A 24,765-nucleotide genomic window follows, 5' to 3' on the forward strand; every position below is an offset into this window, starting at 1 on the left:
TTCAGGCCTGGATGACGCTGCGGGCCTCTTCCTTGTCGGACTCGTCCGTATGCGCCGGCACATTTTCTTCTCTGTCCTTAGCGGCGCGTGAAACCGGCTCGGCGGCAGGCGTGTTGACCGATGGGGTGGTCACGGCGGCATCTCGCAGGCGGCTGCGTTTTGGTTTTTTTTCACGCACCACGGCCGGCGGCGTCCAGGTCACGATATGCAATGAACCGTCTGCATGTTCCACCAGGGCGGTCATGCTTTCGACCCAGTCGCCATCATTGCAGTACAGAATGCCATCCACTTCGCGGATTTCCGCCTTATGGATATGGCCGCAAACCACGCCATCATAATTGTTCTTGCGTGCTTCCTGCATGACGGCATCTTCGAACGCGGAGATATAGCTGACCGCATTCTTGACTTTCTGCTTCAGGTATTGGGACAGTGACCAGTATCCCAGCCCCATGCGCGCGCGGGCGCTGTTGAGCCACATATTGGAGGTGAGGGCAACGGTGTACAGGTGATCGCCCACGTAGGCCAGCCACGGCGCAAACTGCACTACACCGTCGAAACGATCGCCGTGCAGGATCCACAGGCGTTTGCCATCGGCGGTGGTGTGCTCGGTTTCCTCGACTACTTCGATACCACCGAAGTTCTGCTGCACATAATGCCGGGCAAATGAGTCATGGTTGCCGGGAACGAAGACGACCCGGGTGCCTTGCCGGCATTTGCGCAGTATTTTCTGTATGACGTCATTATGCGACTGCGGCCAGAACCACTTGCCTTTGAGCTGCCAGCCATCGATAATGTCACCGACCAGATACAGGGTATCGGATTCTGTGTGCTTCAGAAAATCCAGTAACGCGCTCGCCTGGCAGCCTTTGGTGCCCAGGTGGACATCGGAGATCCAGATCGTGCGATAGTGGGTAGTAGGATGTTCAGACAAAGTAATGTCAGGCCAAAAGTACAGGTCGGGAATGACTCTTATTACACCAATCCGTTGTGACGCATGTGTGACAATACCCGGTATATTATCTGTCACCTGTTTGTCATCTGAGCGACTGTTTCCTTTTTAACACATTGGCGGTCGTATTCCAAATGAGTCGTAGCTGAATGAATGCGTATCTTGCCGGTCTGTTTCTAAGTGGTTCCCTGATTCTTGCGATCGGTTCGCAAAATGCCTTTGTCCTCAAACAGGGGTTGCGCAAAAGCCACGTCTTCTGGGTCTGTCTGGTATGCAGCCTGTCAGATGCGGCGTTGATCCTGACCGGTGTGCTGGGGTTTTCCGTTGTCGCCCGCTATGCTACGCATGTGGTGCCACTCATCAAGTACGCCGGCGCGCTTTTTCTGTTCGTCTATGGTCTGCTTCACTTTCATGCGGCCATCACCAAAACTGCCAGCATGGGCGATAGCCATATCGAGGCGCCTTCGCTGAAACGGACCCTGCTGGTATGCCTGGCGCTGACCTGGCTCAATCCCCATGTCTACCTTGATACCCTGCTGCTGATCGGCTCGGTATCTACCCGGTTTCCGGGGGAGCACTGGCTGTTCGCAGCGGGCGGCATTACCGCATCGCTGGTCTTTTTCTTTTCCCTTGGCTACGGTGCGCGGCTTTTGTTGCCGTTATTCAAAAAGCCCGTGGCATGGAAAGTGCTGGACCTGATCGTGGGCGTCACCATGTGGACCATTGCCTGGCAATTGGTCTGGGGTCAATCCCTGGGGTAACAAACCGGGGCAAGGCGGGGCAAGGCGGGATCAATCGGGCGTGGGGCAGGTTGGCCCGGACGTGGCGGGCCGGGCACAAAAAAGCGTCCGAACACTGTCTATGTTCGGACGCGGGGGTTGCATTTGGCGCAGCACCTGGCCGGCATTCATGTAGAGTCAATGCAGGGCCGGCCAGGAGGGGCCCACGAGCACGCCGGTCAGTGACTAATGGCCGGGCGCTTTTTCCGGCTTGTTTTTCAATGACTCATCCAGTTCTATGGCCCCTTCTGGCGGTTCGGGTGTGTCGTCCCGTTCCGTTGTTGCGCTTGCCGGCGCTGCGGGTGTCTGTGTTGCCGTGGCATTGCCGTCCACATCCCTGCTGCCATCACCATTGCCGCCTTCGATGGCGGGGCTGACCAGCTCCACAACCCTGGCACGCGACATCAGGCCGACAAATTCGTCGTTGTCGCCGGTTACCACGACCGGAGCGGTCGATTGAAGCATATGAGTCAGCACTGCGTCCAGATTGGTGTCTGCCGAAACGGTGCGGGCTTCTTCCACTTTCGAGGAAATGTCCCGCAAGCCGGCCCGGACCGCATCTTCGGCCGCGGACAGGCGCAGCAGACCGGCAAAGGCCTTGCCATCGAGCACAGGGGCGAACTTGTAGTCGTATTGTTTCATGCGTTCGATGGCATGTGCGGGGCGTGCGCGCATGGTCAGGGTCAGGCGTGGCGCATTGACCGCGTGACTGGCGTTAAGCGCCTTGCCGCGGTTCACATCCTGCAGGAACGCGGCAACGTATTCATTGTCAGGAGACAGCAGAATATCTTCGGGCGTGCCTTCCTGGATCAATTCGCCGTCCTTCAGAATAGCAATGCGATTGCCCAGGCGCAGCGCTTCGTCCAGGTCATGGGTAATGAACACAATGGTTTTATTGAGTTTGGCCTGCAGTTCGAGCAACTGGTTCTGCATTTCGCGGCGAATCAGCGGGTCCAGGGCCGAGAATGCCTCGTCCATCAGCAAAATGTCTGCGTCGGTAGCCAGTGCACGCGCCAAGCCCACGCGCTGCTGCATGCCGCCCGAGAGCTGGTGAGGGTACTGGTTCTCAAAACCGGCCAGACCGACCTGGTCAAGCCAGTAGCGGCCCTTGTCGTGTGCGTCGGTTTTGCTCATGCCCTGAATGGACAAGCCGTAGGCGGCATTGTCCAGCACGGTTTTATGTGGCAGCAGACCAAAGCGCTGAAACACCATGCTCATGGTTTTCTGGCGGAATTTTTCCAGGTCCTTGCGGCCCAGGGTCACGACATCGGTGTCATCGACCAGTATGTGGCCCGCAGTGGGTTCAATCAAGCGGTTAAAGTGACGGATCAGCGTGGATTTACCTGAGCCGGACAGCCCCATGATGACATGGATGCTGCCTTCTTCGATACTCAGGCTGATGTCTTTGAGGCCCAGCGTATGGCCGCTTTTGGCCAGCAATTCTTCCTTGGAGATGCCCTGTTTGACGGCATCAATCCATTTTCCCGGATTTTTGCCGAAGATTTTGTAGATGTTTTTGACTTCGATTTTACTCATAGCGCACCACCTGTGTTTTTCCGTTTCCCATAAGACTGGGTGATGCGATCAAAAAGCACCGCAAGAATGACAATGCCCAGCCCGGCCAGCAGGCCGCGGCCAACTTCAAGGCGGTTGATGCCAAGCAGTACTTCGTAGCCCAGGCCGCGCGCACCAATCATGGATGCAATAACAACCATGGACAGCGCCATCATCGTGGTCTGATTGATACCTGCCATGATGTTTGGCAGCGCCAGTGGCAGTTGCACGCCAAACAGTTGTTGCGAGGAGGAGGCGCCGAAGGCTCGCGAGGCCTCTAGTACTTCGCGGTCAACCAGCCGGATTCCCAGGTCGGTCAGCCGGATCAGCGGGGGCACAGCATAAATTACGGTTGCGATAATGGCCGGGATCTTGCCAAGACCGAACAGCATGACAACTGGAATAAGGTACACAAAGCTGGGCAGCGTCTGCATGATATCCAGAACCGGCAGCATGATCGATCGCACCGGATTGGATTTGGCGGTGATGACGCCCAGCGGAATGCCGATAACGATTGAAATTGCAGTTGCCATAATCATGAGCGACAGGGTTTGCATGCCTGCATCCCAAAGGCCCAGGACGCCCAGCAGGGCCAGCAGCACGCCCATCATCAGGGAGAATACCGGGCGGCGACTGGCGGCAAAGGCAATCAGTACGGCCACGATAATGACGCTCCACCATGGCGCGCCGCGCAGAACTTTTTCGATCCAGACCAGCAGGTGCAGGAAAGGCTCCGACATGGCGTTGAGCCCATCGGCGTAATTGGTGACCAGATGGTCCACAAACCCGTCGATGCTTTTGCGCACATCGCGCGCAGAGATAATTTCAGGAAACATAATTGTATTTTTTCATTTAAAAATAGGGAAAAACAGGACCGGGCCAGGGCCGCAGGACACGGATGTGTCCGGCAGGCAGTACTGTTGCCCGGTTTTGACTGGCGCAGCGGTCAGAGCGAGGATTTAACACGAGCGGCCACCTCGGCGGGTACCCACTTGGACCAGATGTCCTGTTGGTTTTTCAGAAACCATTGTGCAGCTTCGCTTGTGTCGGCGCCGGATTCTTCCATATGGGCCAGTGTCTTGTTGACGACATCAAACGGGACCGACACCTTGCTAAAAAATGCTGTCAGTGTGGGCGCATCTTGGGTGAACTTGGTACTGAGCGCGGTAAACACCGGATTGTCCGGGTAGCCGACGGCTTGGGGATTGGCGCAGTCTTCACGGGTCAGGCACAATTGCTTTTCTTTGTCGTAGGCTGGCATGTCAAGTTTGACCAGTTCCAGCGCGCTGACCAAGGGTGTGGGCTCCCAATAGTAAAAGACGATATCCTTCTTGCGCTTGTAGGCTGACATCAGGGCCGCTTTCTGGGCAGCGCCGGTACCGGGGGCATAAACCTCGAAGTCCTTGTCCAGCTTCAGGCCCTTGGCCAGGTTGGTGGCTACCAGCTGGCAGTTCCAGCCTGCCGGGCAACCGTAAATCCGGCCTTTGTCGGGATTTTCCGGATCGGCAAACGCGTCCTTGTATTTGACCAGATCAGCGGCTGACTTCAGATCGGGAAATTTGCTGGCAGTATATTTGGGTATATACCAGGCTTCCCTGCCTGTATACAGTTCGCCGACGCGTTTGACCTTGCCGCTTTTCTCGGCACGGATCCAGGCGTCACTGACGCTGTTGAGCCAGATTTCCGTATTGACTTGCAGATCGCCGCGTTCCAATGCGGCCAAAGCGGTGAGTGTTTCGGTGGGGAGCATCTCGGTCTGACATCCATACCCTTTTTCAAGGATATGCCGTTCGACGTCGGCCAGAATCAGGTTCGATTCCCAGTTCATGCCACCGAACTTGATTGTATCGCTGACTTCGCAGGCCGGGGCTTGGGCCGCGGCTTGGGCCGCGGCCGCAGAGCCGGCAAGCCCGAACGTGGCCGAAGCAATGAATACAGCAGATAGAACTTTAGTCTTTATCATGGCGATGTGCCTCTTATGGCTAAAAGTTAAGCTAAACGCTAGGATTGGCATCGGCCCGTCCGAAAACGGGCGTTTCAATTGACGTGTAAGCGATTAGAGCGATTCCTTCACTTTGGTGGCCACTTCGGGGGAAACCCATTTTTCCCAGACTTCGCCCTGATTTTTCAGGAACCAGTCTGCGACATCACGCGAGTCGTCGCCGCTCTCTTCCATGTGGGCCAGTGTTTTGTCCATGACCGGCAGGGGGACCGATACCTTGGAAAAGAATTCGGTCAGTTTTGGCGCCTGCTTGGAAAATTCGGTATTCAGCGCAGTAAATACCGGGTTGTCCGGATACGCGCTAGGCTGTGGATCGGCGCATTCAGGATTGGTCAGGCATTTCTGTTTTTCCGCGTCGTAGGCCGGCAATTCCAGTTTGACCAGGTCAAGCGAACCCACCAGGGGGGTCGGATACCAATAGTAGAACACAATGTTCTTCTTGCGTTTGTAAGCCGAGGTCAGGGCCGCTTTCTGTGCTGCGCCAGTGCCGGGTGAGTACAGGGTGAAATCTTTCTCCAGTTTCAGGGCTTTGTACAGATTGCTGCTGACCACTTCACACCCCCAGCCAGCCGGGCAACCGTAGAAGCGCCCCTTGCTTGGGTCTTCAGGATCGGCAAATTCTTTTTTGTATTTGGGCAGATCGGATGCGGATTTGAGGTCAGGGAATTTTTCGGCTACGTATTTCGGAATGAACCAGGCTTCGCCGCCCGTGTACAGATCGGCTACTCTTTTGACTTTACCGGTTTTCTCGGCTTTGGCCCAGGGATCGCCTACGCTGTTGAGCCAGATTTCAGTGTTGATATCCAGATCGCCGCGCTCCAACGCTGCCAGGGCGGGTAGAGTCTCGGTGGGCAGCGTTTCAGTCTTGCAGCCGTAGCCTTTTTCAAGAATGGTGCGCTGAACGTCGACCAGTACCAGGTTCGATTCCCAGTTCATGCCGCCGAAGTTGACGGTGCGATCTACTTCGCATTGGGCGTCTGCAGCTTGTGCCGTGGCGGACAAGCCCAGGCCAAACGCAGCCAGTAGCGTCGAGCAGAGAATTTTGTGTTTTAAGAACATGGCCGTAGCCTCCTTAAGTCTTACAGGGTTATAAAAATAACTGTGTATGCCAAAGAGTGTGCGGAAAACGACGTAGCGCCGTCGATACAAACAAAAATTGATGGGCGGCGGGGCGCCCGATTGACAGGTAAAACACTTTTACCAGAAGGGGCAAAAGGTGTACACAATTGAAACGATGAATTAATAAAACCCCACCATTGTAACAAATCGAGAGGGTCCGGGCAAACCAGCCCCCTTGGTAAAATCCCTAGCAGCTTTTTATGTTCATGTATGAGAAAATTAATTCACATACAGAAATTAAATGGGTTAAATTAAACGGCTTAAAATGAATGGGCTAAATTGAATTTGGCTAAATTCGGCTATTTACCCGACCCAAAGGAAACCAAGTAATGACAGACAGTACAGCGCAAACCGCAAGCACCACCAGCAAAAAAACTGGCGCCTGTTCCTGGATCGTCCGGGAAGCGGATGTCCCTGGCTACAGCCCCGCCAACCACCATGGCACCGTCAACCGGCGCCTGATCGGCCCCGAGACGGTCGGCGCGCGTCACCTGGAGGTGTTGGTGGGTACAATTGAGCAGAATCGGGGCGCCTTGCCGCATGCCCATCCTGGCATTGAGCAGGTGGTGTATTTGCTGTCTGGCACGGCAGACGTGGAAATGGACGGGGAAAAGGGTTCTCTGCAGGCCGGAGACTGCTGTTTTTTTCCTGCAGACAAAAAGCATATCTTTACTGTGACCAGTGCCGAGCCGGCGCGCCTTCTGGTCATTTATTCTCCTCCCTATGAAGAAAATCCGGCCAGGGTGGTACGGGATTGATCGCCGGATAACCCGATTTTTAGCATAAACCCAAGCGTGCCTTTTCATGGTACCGCCGCTCAAAGAAGCCTTGTCCTTTACTGGAGACATTATGAATATCAAACCCCTACGTTGTTTGCTGGGTGCCGCCGCCCTTATCGCCGCGGGCACCGCCGCAGCTGCATGGCCGGAAAAACCCATTACCATGGTCGTCCCGTTCCCGGCCGGTTCGGGGACCGACTCTGTCGGGCGCATCTTTGCCCGTGAAATGACCAGCCGTCTTGGTCAGCAGGTGATTGTGGAAAACAAGCCCGGTGGCAACGGTACGATTGCGGCGCAGCAGGTTGCCCGCTCCAAGCCCGATGGCTATACCATTCTGATTTCAACCAATACACCGCTGTCGGCTGCGCCGTGGCTGCAAAAAAGCGTGCCTTATGATGTGCTCAAGGATTTCACGCCGATTGCGCGCGGCGGTAACCTGCCGTTCATTTTGGTCGCCAACATGAAGCAAACCTTCAATTCGGTGGAGGAACTGGTTAAGCAAGCCAAGGCCAGCCCAGGCAAACTGACCTACGCCTCAGGCAACAGTACCGGTATTGTTGCCGGCGCTACGCTGTCGCATGCTGCCGGTATCGAGACCCTGCATGTGCCCTACAAGGGCACGCCACAGGCGCTGACCGATCTGATCGGCGGGCAGGTGGACTATATGTTTACCGATCTGACTTCGGGCATGCCATTTGTGCAATCCAAGAAGATCAAGGCGCTCGCAGTATCTACCGCCAAGCCCAGCACGCTGTTGCCCGAGTTGCCTTCCATGGAGGCGGCCGGTATCGATAATTTCGACATCAATTCATGGAATGGTTTTCTGGGCCCGGCCGAGATGTCCGATGAGGCGGTGGCGGCGTTGAACAAAACCATCAATGAAATCGTGAGCGATGCGAAGGTCAAGCAGGAGCTGGCGCGCCTGGGATTTGATGCCTTCAGCGGCACCCAGCAGGAATTTGCGACATTTGTCCGCGAGCAGTACGCGTTATGGGGCAAGCTCATCAAGGACGCCGGGATCCAGGTTCAATAATAATGACAGACAGCAATCGAAGCGGGCCGCTGGCCGGAGTACGGGTCCTGGATCTGACTTCCATTATTCTGGGGCCGTTTGCCACGCAGATGATGGCAGATCTGGGCGCGGACGTGATCAAGGTGGAATCGCCGGTGGGCGATACGATACGGCAGGTCGGACCCATGCGCAATCCAGGCATGGGTGCGATCTATCTGCATCTGAATCGCAACAAGCGATCGGTGGTGCTTGACCTGAAAACCGAGCAAGGCAGGGAAGCCTGCCTGCATCTGGTGCGCGAGGTCGATGTGCTGCTCTACAACGTAAGGCCGCAGTCCATGGAACGCATGGGCCTGTCGTACGAAGCGGTCAGCGCCGTGAATCCGAAAATCGTCTACGTGGGCGCCTATGGCTTTGGCAACGAAGGCCCGTACGCCGGCAAGCCGGCTTACGATGATTTGATACAGGGAATGACCGGTGTGGCCCGGCTTTACGAACGCAACAGCGGGCACGAACCGCGGTATGCACCGCTGACGCTGGCCGATCGCACCATCGGGCTGCAGGCGGCCATTGCCTGTCTGGCAGGCGTCATCCATAGCCGGGCAACCGGTACGGGCCAATCCATTGAGGTGCCGATGTTTGAGGGGATGGCGCAAATGATATTGGGCGATCACCTGGGCCAGCGCACATTCGATGAGGACGCGCCGGCAGGCACCATGGGCTATTCCCGGTTGCTGGCCGAACATCGCAAGCCCTATCAGACACAGGATGGATATGTTAGCGCCCTGATCTACAACGATCGGCACTGGCAGCAGTTCCTGGCGGCCATCGATCGTGCCGATCTGATCATCGATTCGATCTTTTCCACCCATTCACGTCGAGCCGAAAACATTGATGAAGTATACCGGTTTGTGGACGGGGTCCTGCGGACCCGCAGCACGGCAGACTGGCTTGCGCTGTTTGATGCGAACGATATCCCGTGCGCCCCGCTGTACGCCATCGAAGATCTTCCCGCAGATCCGCACCTGAAGGCAACGGGTCATCTGGTGCGAACTGATCATCCCAGCGAAGGGGTGGTCCACACGATCGCGCCGCTGGGGCGATATTCGGCCACGCCGCTGAGCGTCTATCGCCATGCGCCCGCGCTGGGTGAACATACTGAAGAATTGCTTGACGGGCTGCCCATGGACAACGAGAAAAAACAGGCCATATTGAAGGCGGCAAAGCGTAGCGCGAACAGGCACTAAGCCAATGCGCGGTCATCCAGTGGGGGCGATGACCGATGCGAGGGCGCTCGCGCTGCCGATTGCAGGCATGGCCCATGACCGGCGGTAAACCGCCGCGCCTGCCATGGGGGCATTGCGCCTTTGAAGTGACACAACATACCTAAACGACGGAGTAATGATGGATTTCTCGCTTTCTCAGGATCAGCAAATGCTTGTGGCTGCCATTGAACAGCTATGCAACGGTTTTGACGACGAATACTGGCTCACCTGCGATAGAACGGGCGAGTATCCAGAGGCGTTTTATCAGCGCCTGGCCAAGGCCGGCTGGCTGGGCGTGGCCATGCCGCAGGAATATGGTGGCGCAGGATTGGGTATTACCGAAGCCGCGCTGATGATGAAAGCCATTTCGCGCTCGGGTGCAGGCTTTACCGGCGCCTCGGCCGTTCATATGAATATCTTCGGGCTGAACCCGGTGGTCCGTTTTGGTTCGGAGGAACTCAAGCAACGCGCGTTGCCGCCTCTGATCGAAGGCAAGGACAAAGCCTGCTTTGCCGTCACCGAGCCCGATGCCGGGCTGGACACCACCCAGTTGACCACGCGTGCGCAAAAGCATGGCGACCACTATCGGATATACGGCCGCAAAATCTGGATTTCCACCGCCCAGGTGGCCAGCAAAATGCTCCTGCTTGCCCGCACCACGCCGAAAGACCAGGTATCGAAGGCCACCGAAGGCCTGAGCCTGTTCTACACCGATCTTGATCGCAGCCAGGTTGAAGTGCGCGAAATCGAAAAGCTGGGGCGCAAGGCCGTCGATTCCAATATGCTGTTTTTTGATGGCCTGGAAATCCCCGAATGCGATCGCGTGGGCGAAGAGGGCAAGGGTTTCGAATACATTCTTCATGGCCTCAATCCCGAGCGCATCCTGATTGCCGCAGAGGCGGTCGGCCTGGGTCAGGTGGCACTGGACAAGGCAGTTCAATACGCGAAAGAGCGTACCGTATTTAATCGGCCTATCGGTCAGAATCAAGGTATCCAGCATCCGCTGGCGCAATGCTGGATGCAGCTGGAAGCCGCCGATTTGATGGTGTCCCGTGCGGCCGCCGCCTATGACGCCAATGAGCCGGCGGGCGCATACGCCAATACGGCCAAATACCTGGCAGCTGAAGCGGCGTTTACATCGTGCCAGACAGCGATCCAGACCCTGGGCGGAATGGGCTATGCCAAGGAATATCACGTTGAACGCTATTTGCGTGAAAGCTTTATCCCGCGTATTGCACCGGTCAGTCCGCAACTGATCATGTGCTTCATTGCCGAAAAAGTGCTGGGCCTGCCCAAATCCTACTGAAGGCGCGCAAGCTTGCAGCGCCGATTCGGGCCGTGGCCGGCTTGCGCCGGTTGCGGCCGCTAGCGCTTCAGGTAACGGGTATCGTATATTGGCCCGGATGCTTAATGCTGTTCAATGAAGGTACACATCACTCGTAGTTTCTGGGCATGATTCTGCAGATTGGCCTCGATCCGGTACAACGGTCCTGCAATGGAGATCGCAAAATGGCCGCCCGAAACAGTCACCGGCCAGGCGATGGCGCCGACATCGACCATGGACTCGCCCAGATTGGTGAACAGCCCTTTTTCCTGCCCTGCCTTGATGTCCGCCAGAAACTGCTGGCGCGTGGTAATGGTGCGGTCATTGCGCCTGGCAAAACTCATCTTGTCCAGCAACGTGAGTTGCGCCGGTTCATCCAGCGCCGAAAATAGCGCCTTGCCCAGCGAATTGGCGTGGATTTCCTTTTGCTCTCCGGCCACGGCGACATAATGAATGGGGTTTTCAGAAGGAAGCACATCCAGGTACACCACTGTGTTCAACGAAGTGAGTTTACCCAGCACCACCGTCTCGCCTGTGATGGCGCACAATTCCCGCAAACTGGGATACAGCCGCTCGAGCACCGGATCGGCTTTGGTAATGCGCTGCGCCATGGCCAGCAGACGTCCCGTTGGGTAATATCCCTGACGACGCGACGTTTCGTACAGATAACCCAGGCTCAACAGCGTGCGTATTAGCGCCAGGCAACTGGAGGCCGGGGCATTGAGTTCGCGGGCCAGTTCCGAGAGCGCCAAAGGCTTTTGTTCGCGGGAAAAAATCTCGATGATCTCGATAACCCTGAGCGCGGTTTTGACGCGATGGTTTTCGGTGCCGGGGGCAGTGGTGTTCATGAATAGGGACACAGGGAGTGACAGGGTTACAGTTTAACCGATGCCATAATTTCTTACACTGTTTTGTTTGATTGCGGCGGGTACTCGTGCCATTCTCTGAGCAAAGAAGACGGTACATTTCAGTCCGCAATTTAGTTCATGTTTAAAATAATTAATTAACACAACTGAAATACAAGGAGAAGATATGAAACGCGCATTCATGGCCGTTGCAGTCGCTGCCGTTTTTACCGGCACGTCGTTCATCCCAGCCAGCGCCCGTACGGCAGACGCAGCCGCTGCCGATACCTTTGCGGTAAGCGGCCTGGAAAAGCCAGGATCAATCTCGATCGACAAATGGGGCATCCCGCATATCTACGCGCAGACGCTTTACGATGCCTTTTTCCTGCAGGGATTCAATGCGGCGCGGGATCGGCTGTTTCAGATCGATTTATGGCGCAAGCGCGGCCTGGGTGAAATGGCCAAGGATTTCGGTCCCGATTATGTCGAGGGCGATCGCATGGCGCGCGCCGTTCTGTTTCGCGGCGATATGTATCGTGAGTGGCTGGCTTACGGTTCGGATTCGAAACGCGTGGCGCAGGCATTTACTGCCGGCATCAACGAATACGTAAAAATGACGAAGGCCGATCCGGCACTGTTGCCCGAAGAGTTCAAAAAACTGGGCTATCAGCCGTCCATGTGGCAGGCCGAGGATGTGGTGCGGATTCGTCATCATGGCCTGACGCTGAACGCCAAGAACGAGCTGGATCGCGCGCAGGTTTTCTGCAAAGTAAAGGATGATCCGGTAAAGGCAGACTGGTTGCGGCGCGAATTGAGCCCGACCATTGATCCGAAACTGGTCGAGGGGCTTGATCCATGCTCGATTCCGGTGAAAAAAATCAAGGATGCTTATGATCTGGCCACGGCCACGCCGAAACTGAACAAACTGCCGCCAGGCGTCGACCAGGGCAAGACCGCAGGCGGGCAGCCGGAGCAGAAAACCGAAAAAACATCTGCAACAAATACAAAGGGCCCGCTGCCGGTATCGGCGCTGTATGAGATTGTCAGGAACGACAGTGATACCGAAAGGGGGCTTGGGTCGAATAACTGGGTTATTGGCGGCGAACGGACAACGACCGGCAGGCCGATCCTGGCTAATGACCCGCACCGCTCCCATGGTGCGCCGAGTTTGCGCTATATCAGTCACCTGAATGCGCCGGGACTGTCGGTCATTGGCGCTGGCGAACCGTTTCTGCCAGGCATTTCGATTGGTCATAACGAGCAGATCGGTTTTGGACTGACCCGTTTTTACATGGATCAGGAAGATATGTACCAGTATGAAATCAATCCCGAGAACAAGAACGAGTATAAATACCAGGGACGCTGGGAACCCATGCAGACCGTAGAGGAAGAAATTGAAGTCAAGGGCGGGCCGGCCCAGAAAGTGACGCTGCGCTTTACCCGCCATGGCCCGATCCTGTACCAGGATGAAGGCAACCACACCGCTTGGGCTTTGCGTGCCGCCTGGCTGGATCTGGGCATGGCCCCTTATTTCGGTTCCATGGATTACATGCGAGCGACCAACTGGGATGAGTTCAAGGCAGCCATGAATCGTTGGGGCGCGCCGGGCGAAAACCAGGTCTTTGCCGATGCTGACGGCAATATCGCATGGATGCCGGGCGGGCTCACCGTCAAGCGAGACTGGGATGGACTCACACCAGTGCCCGGCGACGGTCGCTATGAATGGAGCGGTTATCGGGACATGGACGAATTGCCCAGCCTGTACAACCCGAAAGCCGGCTATATCTTGACGGCCAACGAGAATAATATTCCGCCTGATCATCCGGCGTTCAAAAAAGGGGTTGGCTATGAATGGAGCAGCGATTTTCGTGCCAAACGCCTGAAGCGGATTATTGGCGCCAGCGACAAATCTTCGATTGCCGATTCCGAAGCCTGGCAGAACGACAAAACCTCGTTGCCTGCAATCAGAACCGTTACCGTGCTGCAACAAGTGAGCACCGAGGACGAGAAGCTCAAGCCCGTGGTGGACATGCTTAAAAAATGGGATGGCCAAGTGACGGCAGACAGCCCGGAAGCGGCTGTCTTCGAAGTGTGGTTCAGTCGCTATTTACGCAAGGCCGTAGTGGATCGTGCGTTTGATCCGGAAATTGCAAAAATGATCGGACTGGCCGACCCGGAACGGGTGTTGGACGTCATCGAAAAACCCGATGGCTGGTTTACCGAAGCCGAGCGTAACCAAATTATGCTCGACTCACTTGGAGAGGCTGTTGCCGAAGTCAGGGAAAAGCTGGGTGACGATCCGCAAGCGTGGAAATGGGGCACGCTGCACCAGGCGGTGTTCGTGCATCCCATGAATGCGCTGCTGTCGGATGAAGAGAAAAAGACATTCAATGTCGATGCTGGTCCGATTGGTGGTTCCGGCTATACACCCATGGCGACCAGCTACAGTGAAACAAGCTATAACTTGAGGTCGGGCGCCTCTTTTCGCATGGTGCTCGATGTCGGACAGTGGGATAGCTCCACGGTCATCAACACCCCGGGACAATCGGGCGATCCGCGCCTGCCTGGTTACCGCGACCTGGCACCCATCTGGGCGAAGGGCGAGTATATTCCGTTAACCTTCAGCAAGGAAAAGGTCAAGGAAAATACCGTCAAAGTCCTGAACTTCGAACCGGGGAAAAAGCAGTAAAGTCGCTTTTATGCTGACATGGCCACCGCTGCCTTGGGCAATGATGAGAACTTAAGGCGGCGGCCGCGGTCCAATCTGCATCTTGCGCAAGAGGTTTGCGCGTAAAATGAATCAATCCTGCCAGCCTCAACATGCGTTGAGGCACGGGCAGGAATCTCATTGGAAGTCAGATTCCCAGGTGCGGTCATGAATGCGAAAGCGCGCATTTTCTTTTTTGGCGATACGCATGGCGGTTTTGAGCACTGTCGGGAGATTGTCATGGCAGGCAAACCCGACGCTGTCATTTTTCTTGGCGATATCCAGGCCAGCCAGCCGCTGCATGAGATTCTTGGCGACATCCGTCAGATGACTGACGTTTGGTGGATTCCTGGCAATCATGATACCGATAGTGCGGCCATCTATCACAATCTTTTCAATTCCGAATTGGCTGGCCGTAATCTGCATGGCAGGGTCGTGGATATCCATGGCGTGCGCATTGCCGGTCTGGGCGGCGTGTTTCGGGGCACCATCTGGAACCCGGCCAGGCCTTACTGGCGGTTCTATTGTCCCCAGGATTACGAAGCGCACAGCCTGCTCAAGGCGGGAAAAAATGGCCAGGGTGACCGTCTGCGTCATCGCAGCTCCATCTTTCCCAGTGATTACGACGCCCTGATGCAGGAACAGGCCGATATTCTGGTGCTGCATGAAGCGCCGTCCTGCAATCGCTACGGTTTTACCGTGCTGGACCGTCTGGCGCTACGGCTGGGCGCCACCCGTGTGTTTCACGGACATCATCATGACTGTTATGATTATTCGGCGCATTTTGAACGTATGGGATTTGCCGCGCACGCAGTGGGGCTGCGCGGTGTGCTCGACAGCAATGGCGTGGTGATTCGCGCTGGCGACCTGGACGGCAGTGGCGAAGACCGGGTTGCTGCGTTGCCGGACGCGCGCACACAGCCGGCTCGGTGAACTGGGCTATGATATGGCTGAGTCCGGCTTGAAGATTGTTAACAGCAGGAGAGCGTAATGAGTACAAACGTGATTAAGGCCAGGGTAGAGGGCATGACTTGCGACAAATGTGTTGCGCATGTGACTCACGCACTGGAGTCGGTGCCCGGGGTAGTATCGGCGCAGGTCAGTCTGGCGGGGGCGTCGGCAGATATCGTTGCCAATGACAGTGTCACCGCGCAGCAACTGGCCGATACGGTCAAAAGTGCGGGTTACGTTCTGAGAGTCTGAACGCAGCAGGCCTGATATCGACATCGGAAATAGATCAGGCGGCCATGCACAGATCAGGCGGCAAATAAAAAGCCGCTACATCGCCGGTATGGCGTGTAGCGGCTTCGTTGCGGAATCCGGCTGCGCTGTTGATAGGCAGGCAGTCAGATATTAATCGTCCCAGCGGCGGCGGTCGTGGCGATGATAATGGCGATCACGGCGACGGTCATCGCGATAGTGGCGGCGGCCACGATCGTAACGGTCATCGCTGTCCTTGAACACCTGGTTACCGACCAGACCACCCAGTGCGGCACCGCCCAATGCAGCCAGCGGGTTGCCGTCAGTCAGTGCATAACCGGCACCACCGCCCAGTGCTGCACCGCCAACGGTTCCTAGATCCCGAGTTGGGTGACGGGTAGAGCAGCCTGCCAGAACGGCACCCATAAGTGCCACAAGACAGACTTTTTTTATCATTTGCGAGGTCATAGTAAACTCTCCTTATGGAATAACTATGGAGCTATCATAATCGCTTTGTTTGTACTGATGGCAAGCAAATGTATCGAAAGATAGCTGGCAAGCCTGTTTGGAAATGGATTGAAAGTTTAAGCATCGGGTCGTTGTTTTCAAGTAGCCACACGCTGCCCGAGATTGCCGCTCAATATCTCTCGATAGCGCCCGATTTTTACCTGCTCGGGTCATTATTGTGATTAAAAACCCGATTTACCGCCGTATGTCAAAGGAGACACGAATGATCCGGCTTTACGAACTCTGTGCCAGCGAGCCCGACCTGGTATTTTCACCTTACTGTTGGCGAGTGAGGCTTGCGCTTGCGCACAAGCGGCTGCCTTTCGAGGGGCTTCCTGTCGGCTTTATGGAGAAGGAAAAAATAGCATTTGCAGATTCGCGGTTGGTCCCCGTTCTTACCGATGGGGATACCGTGGTCAAGGAAAGCCTGGATATCCTGGAATATCTTGATCGTACGTATCCGCAGGCGCCGCTGGGACTCGATAGCGATGCCGGACGGGCCCGGGTCCGGTTTATTTCGGAACTGATTCTGCGCCATATTACGCCGGTCATTTTCAAACCTTCCCTGATGGCGATTTACGAAGCACAACCGGAATCGGCCAAAGGGTATTTTCGGGAAAGCCGGGAAAAGCGCTTTGGTTGTACGCTGGAGCAATTGCACGCGACGGCCGATGCGAGCGAGGCGCACAAGGCCCTGGGGGCGCTGGAATCACAATTGAAAAACATGCCGTATCTTGACGGCACCCAGCCAGGGGCCACCGATTTTGTCGTTGCGGCGCATCTGATCTTCAGTTGGGTATTCGGGTTTCAGTACTGGGAGGACGATTCGGCCGTGGGTCAATGGTTCACCCGCCTGCTTGAGGCCTATGCGGAAGTGGCCGGCCCGGTAAAGCGCCAGATCGATCCGGCGGCAGCCCAATATAGAGCAGCCTGATTTGCCGGCAGGCCCGGTACTTCACGGGTCACCCGGGCCAGGTGAAGGGCGTATGAAAAAGTATGGCGCCGGTTCGGCCCGGACATAGCAGTGGCGCGCTGCTCCTTGCCTATTGCCTGAGCCATGCTTTTTTTTGCTTATAACCGATGATGGCGGATAGCTCTGCTCAGGGGTTTCCGATTGGGCATTGCATCAACACGGCATGACCGGTCTGCGGACCCAGCGTATAGAGTGCAAAGCCCTGGCTGACGTACAGCGCTTTGGCCGGCGCATTGCCATCGAGCACTTCAAGCGTTATTTTGCAGCAGCCCAGATTGCGTGCCAGCTGTTTAACGCGTGCCAGCAATTGCGTGCCGACCCCCTGGCCGCGGTACTTCGGCACCACGGCAAAATCGTGGATATTGAGCAGCGGCTTGCAGGCGAAGGTGGAAAACCCTTCAAAGCATAGCGCAATGCCGATCGGCTCCTGGCTGTCAAAGGCAAGTATTGTGTAGATATTGCTGCGTTTTTTGAGTGACGCTATCAAGTTCTTCTGAGTGTGGGCCGATAGCGGTTCGCCGCCGCCCATCGGGTCGGATGCATAGGCGTTAAGCACAGCCAGAACGGCATTGGCGTGTTCTGGATTTTCAAGATCCGCCGTAACAACGTCATACATGAAATCCCCCGTTTGCTTTTATTGGATATCCGCTGTTTTCAGGTCAATATAACCAACCGGGTGCCGCAGAATGCCTGTGACACCGGTTTTCTGCATGAAGCCTTGATTGTAGAAGAACAATGGGAAAATAGGCATGTCTGCGAACAACACTTGTTGGGATTTTTGCAACAATTCCCATCTTCTGGCAGCGTCGGTTTCATTTCGGGCGGTCTTGATCAGCGTATCGTACTCGGCGTTGGACCAGCCGGTGCGGTTCATGCTTGAGCTGCTCACAAAACTTTCCAATGCATTGTAAGGATCGGCATAGTCGTTGGTAAATGAGCTGCGTGAAAACTGCAACTTGCCGCCGCGCTGCTGGGTATAAAACACCTTGCTTTCAATGGCCTGCAGACGCACGTCTACGCCCAGGTTTTCCTTGAACATGGCTTGCAGCGCCTGCGCAATTTTGCGGTCATCAGGATTATTGATGTGGCTGAGCGTGACCGCTGGCAATGTCGTATATTTTTCGGTTTTCATGCCCTTTTTCAGTAATGCCTTGGCCTGGGCCGCATCGGTTTGGACAAAGCCGTTGCTGGTTTGGTAGAAGTCTTTGCCATCGGGGCCGATGAACCCAGGGCTGACGAAGGCGTCGGCTGCCTTGCGGCCCTGTTTGACGACATAATCGACCATATCCTGCCGGTTGACGGCCAGGGCGAAAGCGCGCCGAATGTCGGCATTCTGAAACGGCGGCATCTTGGTATTGAAGCGATAGAAATACACGCCGGCCTGCGGCACAGTCATGTACTCGTCGCTGTCTTTTACTTTTTCGTAAAGGGCTGCCGGCAGTGGCGAGGGCGTGGCGTCCAGCTCACCGGTACGAAACATCTGGTAGCTGGTATTCAGGTCGTTGATCATGACCCAATCGACGGCATCCAGCTTGACGGCATCCTTGTCCCAGTAGTTCGGGTTCTTTTCAAACCGCATGCTGCTGGCATGCTCCCATTCCCTGAGCATGAAGGGTCCGTTGCTCACATAACTGGCCGCTTCGGTGTGCCATTTGGGATTGGCCTGTGCCACCTTCTGATTGACGGGGGCAAAACCCGGGTTGGTCAGAATGTTCAAAAACGACAGGCTGGGGGCATTGAGCGTGACCTGCAGGGTGTGCGGATCCAGTGCCCGAACGCCGAGCGCGTCAGATTGGGCTTTGCCTGCATTGAAGTCTTGTGCACCCACAATATCGTACAGCAAAAAGGCGGCTGGCGAGGCGGTCGCCGGCGTCAGCAATTGTGTCCAGCCGTAGACAAAGTCACCGGCTGTGACCGGCGAGCCGTCAGACCATTTGGCATTCTTGCGCAGATGAAATGTGTAGGTTTTCCCGTCTGCAGAGACATCCCATTTTTCTGCCGTGGCGGGGGCTGCATTATGTTTGGCGTCCAGGCGCACCAGGCCTTCCATCAAATTGTTCAGCGGTTCCCAGGAAATCAGATTCAGGCCAAGGGCTGGATTCAGCGAGGAGGGCTCTTCCACATTATTGAGGCGCAACACTTTTTCAGCGTGGGACAGGGTTGGCAGGGCGACGCCCAGCGCGGCGGTAAGCAGCGCCGCAGACAGCAGATTTTTCATGGCAATTTCCAAACAAGTGCTCCCTTGACGGGATCTAATGTATGCAAACATACCTGAAAATGCATGCGTCGTGGGCGCAAACGGGTTTGTCGAAACAACCGTATCATCGTTTTCCGGTCGCCAGGGCGGTCTGCGGCGCGCGGGCGTCGTGCAGCCAGCAGCATACCGAACCCTGCGCAGGCAGGGCCGTCGCAGGCGGTGCGATCTGGCGGCAGACGTGCATGGCATGCCGGCAGCGTGCGGCGAACGCGCAGCCTGCGGGCGGGGCAAACAGATCTGGCGGCTGGCCGGCAATGGCCTTCAGGCTGGCAGCCGGCATGTCCAGGCGCGGTACCGATGCCAGCAGCGCGCGGGTATACGGATGGGCAGGCTGGGCAAATAGCGCATGAACTTCTGCGGTTTCGACGCATTGGCCGGCATACATGACCGTGATCCTGTCGGCAATGCCGGCGACGACGCCCAGGTCATGCGTGATCAGGATGATGGCAATGCCGGTGCGCGCCTGGATATCCTTGAACAGGGCCAGAATCTGTGCCTGGATGGTGACATCCAGCGCCGTGGTGGGTTCGTCTGCAATCAGCAGGTCGGGATCGCACATCAATGCAATGGCAATCACGATACGCTGGCGCATGCCGCCGGAAAACGCATGCGGGAACTGTTTGAGCCGCTGCTGTGGGCTGGATATGCCCACCAGTTCAAGCATCTGGATGGCGCGCTCCCTGGCCTGAGCTGCCGTAAATTTCAAATGTCGTCGTACCCCTTCGGTTAGCTGCTCACCGATAGTGAGGGTGGGATTGAGCGCCGTCATTGGGTCCTGGAAAATAAGGGCAATCCGTCTGCCCTGGATCTCACGCCATTGTGCCGGTTTCAGTGTGGTCAGTTCGCGCCCGTCAAAGGTGATGGCGCCGCCGGTAATCTGTGCCGTCGTGGCCGGCAACAGCCCCATGATGGCCTGGCTGGTGACCGATTTGCCGCTGCCCGATTCACCAACAATGGCCAGGGTTTCGCCGCGTGCAACATGCAGGCAAACCTGGCGCAGCGCATGAACATGTCCGCCGTAGGTGCGAAAGCGTACCGAGAGATCGCGCACCGTCAGCAGCGGTTGCGCCTGGCCGGTGGCTGGCGGCACGGATGCATCCGTTCTGCCGATTGCAGTGTGTTCCATGCTCATTTGTTTTGCCCCAGTCGCGGATCCAGCGCATCCTGCAGCCCGTCGCCCACCACGTTGAAAGCGAACATGGTCAGGGATATGAAAAGGGCGGGGAAAAACAGTTGCCACCAGTCACCCGAGAGAATGACGCCCAGCGCATCGTTGGCCATGACACCCCAACTGGCATAGGGCGCTTGCACGCCCAGCCCCAGGAAACTGAGAAAGGCTTCGGCGAAAATGGCGGTGGGGACGGTTAACGTCATCTGCACCAGAATCGGCCCCATGGCATTGGGCAGCAGATGGCGACGAATGATATGCGCCGTGCCAGCGCCGAAAGAGCGGGCGGCGGTCACATACTCCTGGTTTTTCAACTGTAATACCTGGCCGCGCACCAGTCGCGCCATGCTGATCCAGCCGGTAATGGTAAGCGCGATAATGATGGTGAGCAGGCTGGGTCCCATGACCACCATCAGCAAAATCACCACCAGCAGATAGGGCAGTCCATAGAGCACTTCCAGTACGCGCATCATGAAGATATCTGTCTTGCCGCCTTTGTAGCCGCTATAGCCGCCGTAGGTTACCCCGATCACAAAATCGATCAGCGCTGCCATGAAGCCGACGAACAATGAAATACGTGCTCCGTACCAGGTTCGGACGAAAATATCGCGGCCCAGATCATCGGTGCCGAACCAGTGCAGCGATGACGGTGACATGTTCTGGCTTTTTAGGTCCTGCGCGATAACTGACCAGTCCGATAGCATGGGGGCGAGTGCCGCCATGATAATCAGCAAGATCAGAAATACCAGCCCGACAAGGGCGGCAGGATTGCTGCGCAGGCGCCACCACGCATTGCGCCAGTAGGAGACCGAAGGGCGCAAGACATGCGCCACCGCTTGTGGGTCGGGCGGGGCCGCCTCGAACATGTCGTCGGTAATGACCGGCGCCTCTTGCGATGTCGCGTGATTGTTCATGACTGCCCCTTGCGGTGAAGCGCAATGCGCGGGTCAAGCAGACCGTAGGCAATGTCGACCAGAAACAGCATGAAGACTAGAATGGCGCTGTAGAACACGGTTGTTCCCATGATGACCGGATAGTCGCGGGTGCTGATGGAATCGACGAAATACCGACCCATGCCGGGAATGGCAAAGATTTTTTCAATCACGAATGTGCCCGTCAGAATGGACGCTGCCAGCGTCCCGAGCAGTGTCACCACCGGCAGCAGGGCGTTGCGCAGGCCATGCCTGACCACGATGCGCCACGGTGAAAGGCCCTTTGCGCGTGCCATCGTCATATAATCCTGGGTTAGTACATCGAGCATGCTGGAGCGGGTGATGCGAGCCAGGATGGCCATGGGCGTGACGGCCAGGGCAATCACCGGCAGCACCTTGTGCCACGGGGTACGCCAGGTGGCCGCAGGAAACCAGCCCAGGCCCACCGAGAGCTCCTGTATGAGCAATGTCGCCAGCACAAAGTTGGGAATGGAAATGCCAACCACCGCCACGGCCATGACCGCACGGTCGATCAGCCGGTTATGCCGCAATGCCGCTACCGTACCAGCGCCTATGCCGGACAGGGTCGCAACCACAAGTGCAATCAGACCCAGCTCAAACGACACCGGAAACCCACGGCCCAATAGTGTATTGACTGAGGTATCCGGATTGGAAATGGAAGGGCCATAGTCGAATGTGATAATGGCTTTCAGGTAATGCAGGTATTGCACCGGCAGCGACTGGTCCAGCTTGTAGAAGGCTCGCAGGTTGTCCTGCACCGCCGCGCTGGTCTGTCGTTCCTGATCGAAGGGGGTGCCGGGAATCAAATGCATCAGCACGAAGGTGAGCGTGGCGATAATGAAAATGGTGCCCAGCATCAGCGCAAACCGCTGCAGAATATATTTTTTCATGGACGCGATCCTTCGGTATCCAGCGCATGGCAGGCGGCAAAGTGTCCCGCAGCGTGCTCGCGCCACACAGGAACCTCGCTCTGGCAGACCGCCATGGCCTTGGGGCAGCGTGACTTGAAAGCGCAGCCGGTGGTGGGCGCCAGCGGACTGGGCAATTCGCCATGAAGAACCTGGCCGGTTCGCTGGCGCTGTATTTGTGGATCGGGAACCGGAATTGCCGACAGCAAGGCCTGGGTATAGGGGTGTAGCGGGTTGTGATAGAGTTCGTGGCTGCCGGCCAGCTCGGCCATGTAGCCCATATACATGACGCCCACCCGGTCCGAGATGTATTGGACCATGGAAAGGTCATGGGCAATAAACAGAAAGGTCAGTTTGCGTTCCCGTTGCAGGCGCTGCAGCAACTGCACGATCTGCGCCTGGATGGAGACATCCAGTGCGGAAATGGGCTCGTCGGCAACAATAAATGCCGGTTCCAGCGCCAGAGCACGGGCGATGCCGATACGCTGGCGCTGGCCGCCGGAAAACTCATGCGGATAACGTCGGGCAAACGAGGCGTTCAATCCGACTTCTTCAAGTAGCATGCTGACCCGCTGCGCCTTTTCCCTGGGGTTCCGGTACAGCCCGTGGATATCCAGCGGTTCGGCAATCAGGTCAAACACGCTCGCACGGGGGTTCAGGCTGGCATAGGGGTCCTGGAATATCATCTGCATGTCGCGCAGCAGCTTGCGGCGCGCATGGCCCTTGACTTCATGAATGTTCTGGCCGCGAAAGGTAACGTGACCCTCTGTCGGATCGTAAAGACCCAGCACGCTGCGGCCTGTCGTGGATTTGCCGCAACCGGATTCGCCCACCAGCCCCAGCGTTTCGCCTTCGTGGATATCGAAGGACACGCCATTGACGGCGTATACACATTGCTGCCTGCCCAGATCGAAGTGTTTTTTCAGATTGTGCACCGACACCAGCACCGGACGGTCGGTGCTGATACAGGCAGGGTGGGTGGGCGCAGTAGTCATTCGCTAATAAAAGAGTGCCGGCACAGGCCGGCATCGTATTGGTTTGTATTGGTGTCAGTGTCGATATTATATGCAAAGCGTTGGCGGGGATATTGCAGTTAGCCCTGATGCTATGATGTGAGCGGTATTTTTAGGGTTTTCTACAATGGTTTTTCTGCAATGGCAATAGGTCCTTTTTTCTTTGCACCCATGGTGCTTGCGGTTATGGCGGGTGTAATTGCGCTGCTGGCCGGCTGTGCGGTGCTCACCCGGCGAGTCAGCCCGCAATTTGATCGCTGGCCCTGGCTGGCGATGCTGATGGTGTTGGCCAGTGCCCGGCTGGGTTTTGTCATTCGCCATTGGGACAGTTTTCTGAGCGAGCCCTGGCGCATCTTTTATTTCTGGCAGGGTGGCTTTGACATTGGTTGGGCGATCGCTGCTGCGGCGGTATCGCTGCTGCTGTTGCAGGGCTGGCGCCTGCGTGCGCTTGGCGGCGCGCTGCTTGGCCTGGTGGCGGCTTTGATGGCCTCGCTGGCGCTGCTGGTGCCCGGCCCGCTTGCCCAGCCCTTGCCGGCCATGGCGCTGCCGGACATGAACGGCCAAATGCACCAACTGAAGGATCTGAGCGACAAGAAAGTGGTCATCAACCTTTGGGCGACCTGGTGTGGCCCTTGCCGTCGCGAAATGCCCATGCTTGAGCAGGCGGCTCGGCAGAACCCCGATGTGCGGTTTTTGTTCGTGAATCAGGGAGAGTCGGCTGCCACGATTGAGAATTATTTGCGGCAGGAGGGACTGGATCTGAGCCAATGGATTCGACTGGATCCCAACTCCACCATGTCGGCGCAGTTTCAGACGCGAGGTTTGCCAACAACGCTGTTCTTTAATGGCAATGCATTGCGGCGCACCCAGGTGGGCGAGATCAGTCGCGAAATGCTGAGCGAGAAACTGGACGGTCTGTAGTGTCAGATGTCTGGCGTATTGCGGCCGTCTCGCGTATGTGACCGATTAATTCTGGTGGCCGGTTGGCGTCCTGCTTAAGCTATTGCCGGTTTCCGTGTCCTTCCCGATGATATCGCTTCGGTCTAGCGGTTATCAGCACATTTGTATAGATATCAATTCCAAGGTCGTTCACATCAAGCTTTACACGACCAAAATTCCCACGTCTTCTGCTGACATGCGCAATGACAAGGTATTACCGTTCTATAAACAGTACGGCCCGCTGGTATTAGTACGGCCTACTGGTATTGCATATTCCGACTGCGTGGCGCCCGCAGTTCTGCGAATGAGTCGATGACCATGATCATCAGCTGTCTATGAAGGCAATGGCATTCATCATACTAAAACCAAAGCCATATCTCCACAGACAAAGGGCCTTTGTGCATGCTTGTACAAAACCATTTTTCTGGAGTTTTATTAGATCGTGTGTAGAAAGACGCTATACAGTAATCTGGCGTCCTGGCAGAAAGATCTGGACGTTTGGCTGGATTTTT

At 56.4% G+C, this 24,765-nt stretch carries 23 protein-coding genes; 10 read left to right on the forward strand and 13 right to left on the reverse strand.

Going from position 1 to position 24,765, the window contains the following annotated elements; all coding sequences use genetic code 11:
• Position 1 precedes the first annotated feature (1 nt).
• Positions 2-931, reverse strand: a complete 930-nt coding sequence (locus INT32_RS07775; protein ID WP_193088281.1) for a UDP-2,3-diacylglucosamine diphosphatase — start codon at positions 929-931, stop codon at positions 2-4.
• Between the two features lie 167 nt (positions 932-1,098).
• On the opposite strand from INT32_RS07775, the gene INT32_RS07780 reads away from it, so the two are divergent.
• Complete coding sequence (locus tag INT32_RS07780; RefSeq protein ID WP_193088163.1) at positions 1,099-1,710, forward strand: LysE/ArgO family amino acid transporter; 612 nt, start codon at positions 1,099-1,101, stop codon at positions 1,708-1,710.
• A gap of 204 nt (positions 1,711-1,914) precedes the next feature.
• Here INT32_RS07780 and INT32_RS07785 read toward each other — a convergent pair whose 3' ends face one another.
• From INT32_RS07785 to INT32_RS07800, 4 genes are all read right to left on the reverse strand, one after another.
• On the reverse strand, positions 1,915-3,264 hold the full coding sequence (locus tag INT32_RS07785; RefSeq protein WP_193088164.1) for a glycine betaine/L-proline ABC transporter ATP-binding protein: 1,350 nt from the start codon (positions 3,262-3,264) through the stop codon (positions 1,915-1,917).
• Positions 3,261-4,118, reverse strand: a complete 858-nt coding sequence (locus INT32_RS07790; protein ID WP_193088165.1) for a proline/glycine betaine ABC transporter permease — start codon at positions 4,116-4,118, stop codon at positions 3,261-3,263. Before INT32_RS07790 ends, INT32_RS07785 begins: the two co-directional genes overlap by 4 nt.
• Positions 4,119-4,228: 110 nt before the next feature.
• Positions 4,229-5,245 (reverse strand): ABC transporter substrate-binding protein, encoded by a 1,017-nt coding sequence (locus INT32_RS07795; protein WP_193088166.1) that lies wholly within the window; start codon positions 5,243-5,245, stop codon positions 4,229-4,231.
• A gap of 93 nt (positions 5,246-5,338) precedes the next feature.
• Positions 5,339-6,343: an ABC transporter substrate-binding protein gene (locus tag INT32_RS07800; protein ID WP_193088167.1), complete on the reverse strand. Its 1,005-nt coding sequence runs from the start codon at positions 6,341-6,343 to the stop codon at positions 5,339-5,341.
• 389 nt (positions 6,344-6,732) lie between these two features.
• Here INT32_RS07800 and INT32_RS07805 point away from each other — a divergent pair, with 389 nt between their 5' ends.
• The 4 genes from INT32_RS07805 to INT32_RS07820 all read left to right on the forward strand — a co-directional run bounded on the left by INT32_RS07805 (position 6,733) and on the right by INT32_RS07820 (position 10,765).
• Positions 6,733-7,161 carry a cupin domain-containing protein gene (locus INT32_RS07805; RefSeq protein WP_193088168.1) on the forward strand — a complete coding sequence of 143 codons (429 nt, stop codon included), beginning with the start codon at positions 6,733-6,735 and terminating at the stop codon, positions 7,159-7,161.
• A 91-nt stretch (positions 7,162-7,252) separates the two neighbouring features.
• Entirely contained in the window at positions 7,253-8,215 is a 963-nt protein-coding gene (locus INT32_RS07810; protein ID WP_193088169.1) for a tripartite tricarboxylate transporter substrate binding protein, read from the forward strand.
• 2 nt (positions 8,216-8,217) lie between these two features.
• Entirely contained in the window at positions 8,218-9,441 is a 1,224-nt protein-coding gene (locus tag INT32_RS07815; RefSeq protein ID WP_193088170.1) for a CaiB/BaiF CoA-transferase family protein, read from the forward strand.
• 157 nt (positions 9,442-9,598) lie between these two features.
• Positions 9,599-10,765, forward strand: a complete 1,167-nt coding sequence (locus INT32_RS07820) for an acyl-CoA dehydrogenase family protein (RefSeq protein WP_193088171.1) — start codon at positions 9,599-9,601, stop codon at positions 10,763-10,765.
• 101 nt (positions 10,766-10,866) lie between these two features.
• Here INT32_RS07820 and INT32_RS07825 read toward each other — a convergent pair whose 3' ends face one another.
• Entirely contained in the window at positions 10,867-11,631 is a 765-nt protein-coding gene (locus tag INT32_RS07825; protein ID WP_193088172.1) for an IclR family transcriptional regulator, read from the reverse strand.
• 184 nt (positions 11,632-11,815) lie between these two features.
• Here INT32_RS07825 and INT32_RS07830 point away from each other — a divergent pair, with 184 nt between their 5' ends.
• The 3 genes from INT32_RS07830 (at position 11,816) to INT32_RS07840 (ending at position 15,538) form a co-directional block, all read left to right on the forward strand.
• Entirely contained in the window at positions 11,816-14,317 is a 2,502-nt protein-coding gene (locus tag INT32_RS07830; protein ID WP_193088173.1) for a penicillin acylase family protein, read from the forward strand.
• A 186-nt stretch (positions 14,318-14,503) separates the two neighbouring features.
• Positions 14,504-15,268, forward strand: a complete 765-nt coding sequence (locus INT32_RS07835; protein WP_193088174.1) for a metallophosphoesterase — start codon at positions 14,504-14,506, stop codon at positions 15,266-15,268.
• Between the two features lie 57 nt (positions 15,269-15,325).
• A complete protein-coding gene (locus INT32_RS07840; RefSeq protein WP_193088175.1) occupies positions 15,326-15,538 on the forward strand; it encodes a cation transporter in 213 nt (70 codons plus the stop codon).
• A 150-nt stretch (positions 15,539-15,688) separates the two neighbouring features.
• On the opposite strand, the gene INT32_RS07845 is transcribed toward INT32_RS07840, so the two are convergent.
• The gene (locus INT32_RS07845) at positions 15,689-16,003 is read right to left on the reverse strand and encodes a glycine zipper 2TM domain-containing protein (protein WP_226816717.1); all 315 of its coding nucleotides are present in this window, start codon (positions 16,001-16,003) and stop codon (positions 15,689-15,691) included.
• A 262-nt stretch (positions 16,004-16,265) separates the two neighbouring features.
• Between INT32_RS07845 and INT32_RS07850 the strand changes: the two genes are divergently transcribed.
• On the forward strand, positions 16,266-16,976 hold the full coding sequence (locus tag INT32_RS07850; protein WP_193088176.1) for a glutathione S-transferase family protein: 711 nt from the start codon (positions 16,266-16,268) through the stop codon (positions 16,974-16,976).
• Between the two features lie 166 nt (positions 16,977-17,142).
• On the opposite strand, the gene INT32_RS07855 is transcribed toward INT32_RS07850, so the two are convergent.
• The 6 genes from INT32_RS07855 to INT32_RS07880 form a co-directional block, all read right to left on the reverse strand.
• Positions 17,143-17,631, reverse strand: coding sequence for a GNAT family N-acetyltransferase (locus INT32_RS07855; RefSeq protein ID WP_193088177.1), 489 nt, complete (start codon positions 17,629-17,631; stop codon positions 17,143-17,145).
• Between the two features lie 18 nt (positions 17,632-17,649).
• A complete protein-coding gene (locus tag INT32_RS07860; protein ID WP_193088178.1) occupies positions 17,650-19,233 on the reverse strand; it encodes a peptide ABC transporter substrate-binding protein in 1,584 nt (527 codons plus the stop codon).
• 103 nt (positions 19,234-19,336) lie between these two features.
• A complete protein-coding gene (locus INT32_RS07865; protein WP_304519041.1) occupies positions 19,337-20,404 on the reverse strand; it encodes an ABC transporter ATP-binding protein in 1,068 nt (355 codons plus the stop codon).
• Entirely contained in the window at positions 20,401-21,354 is a 954-nt protein-coding gene (locus tag INT32_RS07870) for an ABC transporter permease (RefSeq protein WP_193088179.1), read from the reverse strand. The genes INT32_RS07865 and INT32_RS07870 overlap by 4 nt, the downstream gene beginning before the upstream one ends.
• A complete protein-coding gene (locus INT32_RS07875) occupies positions 21,351-22,283 on the reverse strand; it encodes an ABC transporter permease (protein WP_193088180.1) in 933 nt (310 codons plus the stop codon). The genes INT32_RS07870 and INT32_RS07875 overlap by 4 nt, the downstream gene beginning before the upstream one ends.
• Positions 22,280-23,296 carry an ABC transporter ATP-binding protein gene (locus INT32_RS07880; protein ID WP_193088181.1) on the reverse strand — a complete coding sequence of 339 codons (1,017 nt, stop codon included), beginning with the start codon at positions 23,294-23,296 and terminating at the stop codon, positions 22,280-22,282. Before INT32_RS07880 ends, INT32_RS07875 begins: the two co-directional genes overlap by 4 nt.
• A 159-nt stretch (positions 23,297-23,455) precedes the next feature.
• On the opposite strand from INT32_RS07880, the gene INT32_RS07885 reads away from it, so the two are divergent.
• Entirely contained in the window at positions 23,456-24,235 is a 780-nt protein-coding gene (locus INT32_RS07885; protein WP_193088182.1) for a TlpA disulfide reductase family protein, read from the forward strand.
• Positions 24,236-24,765 lie beyond the last annotated feature (530 nt).

This window comes from Advenella sp. FME57, from assembly GCF_014897675.1.
Lineage (GTDB): Bacteria > Pseudomonadota > Gammaproteobacteria > Burkholderiales > Burkholderiaceae_B > Advenella.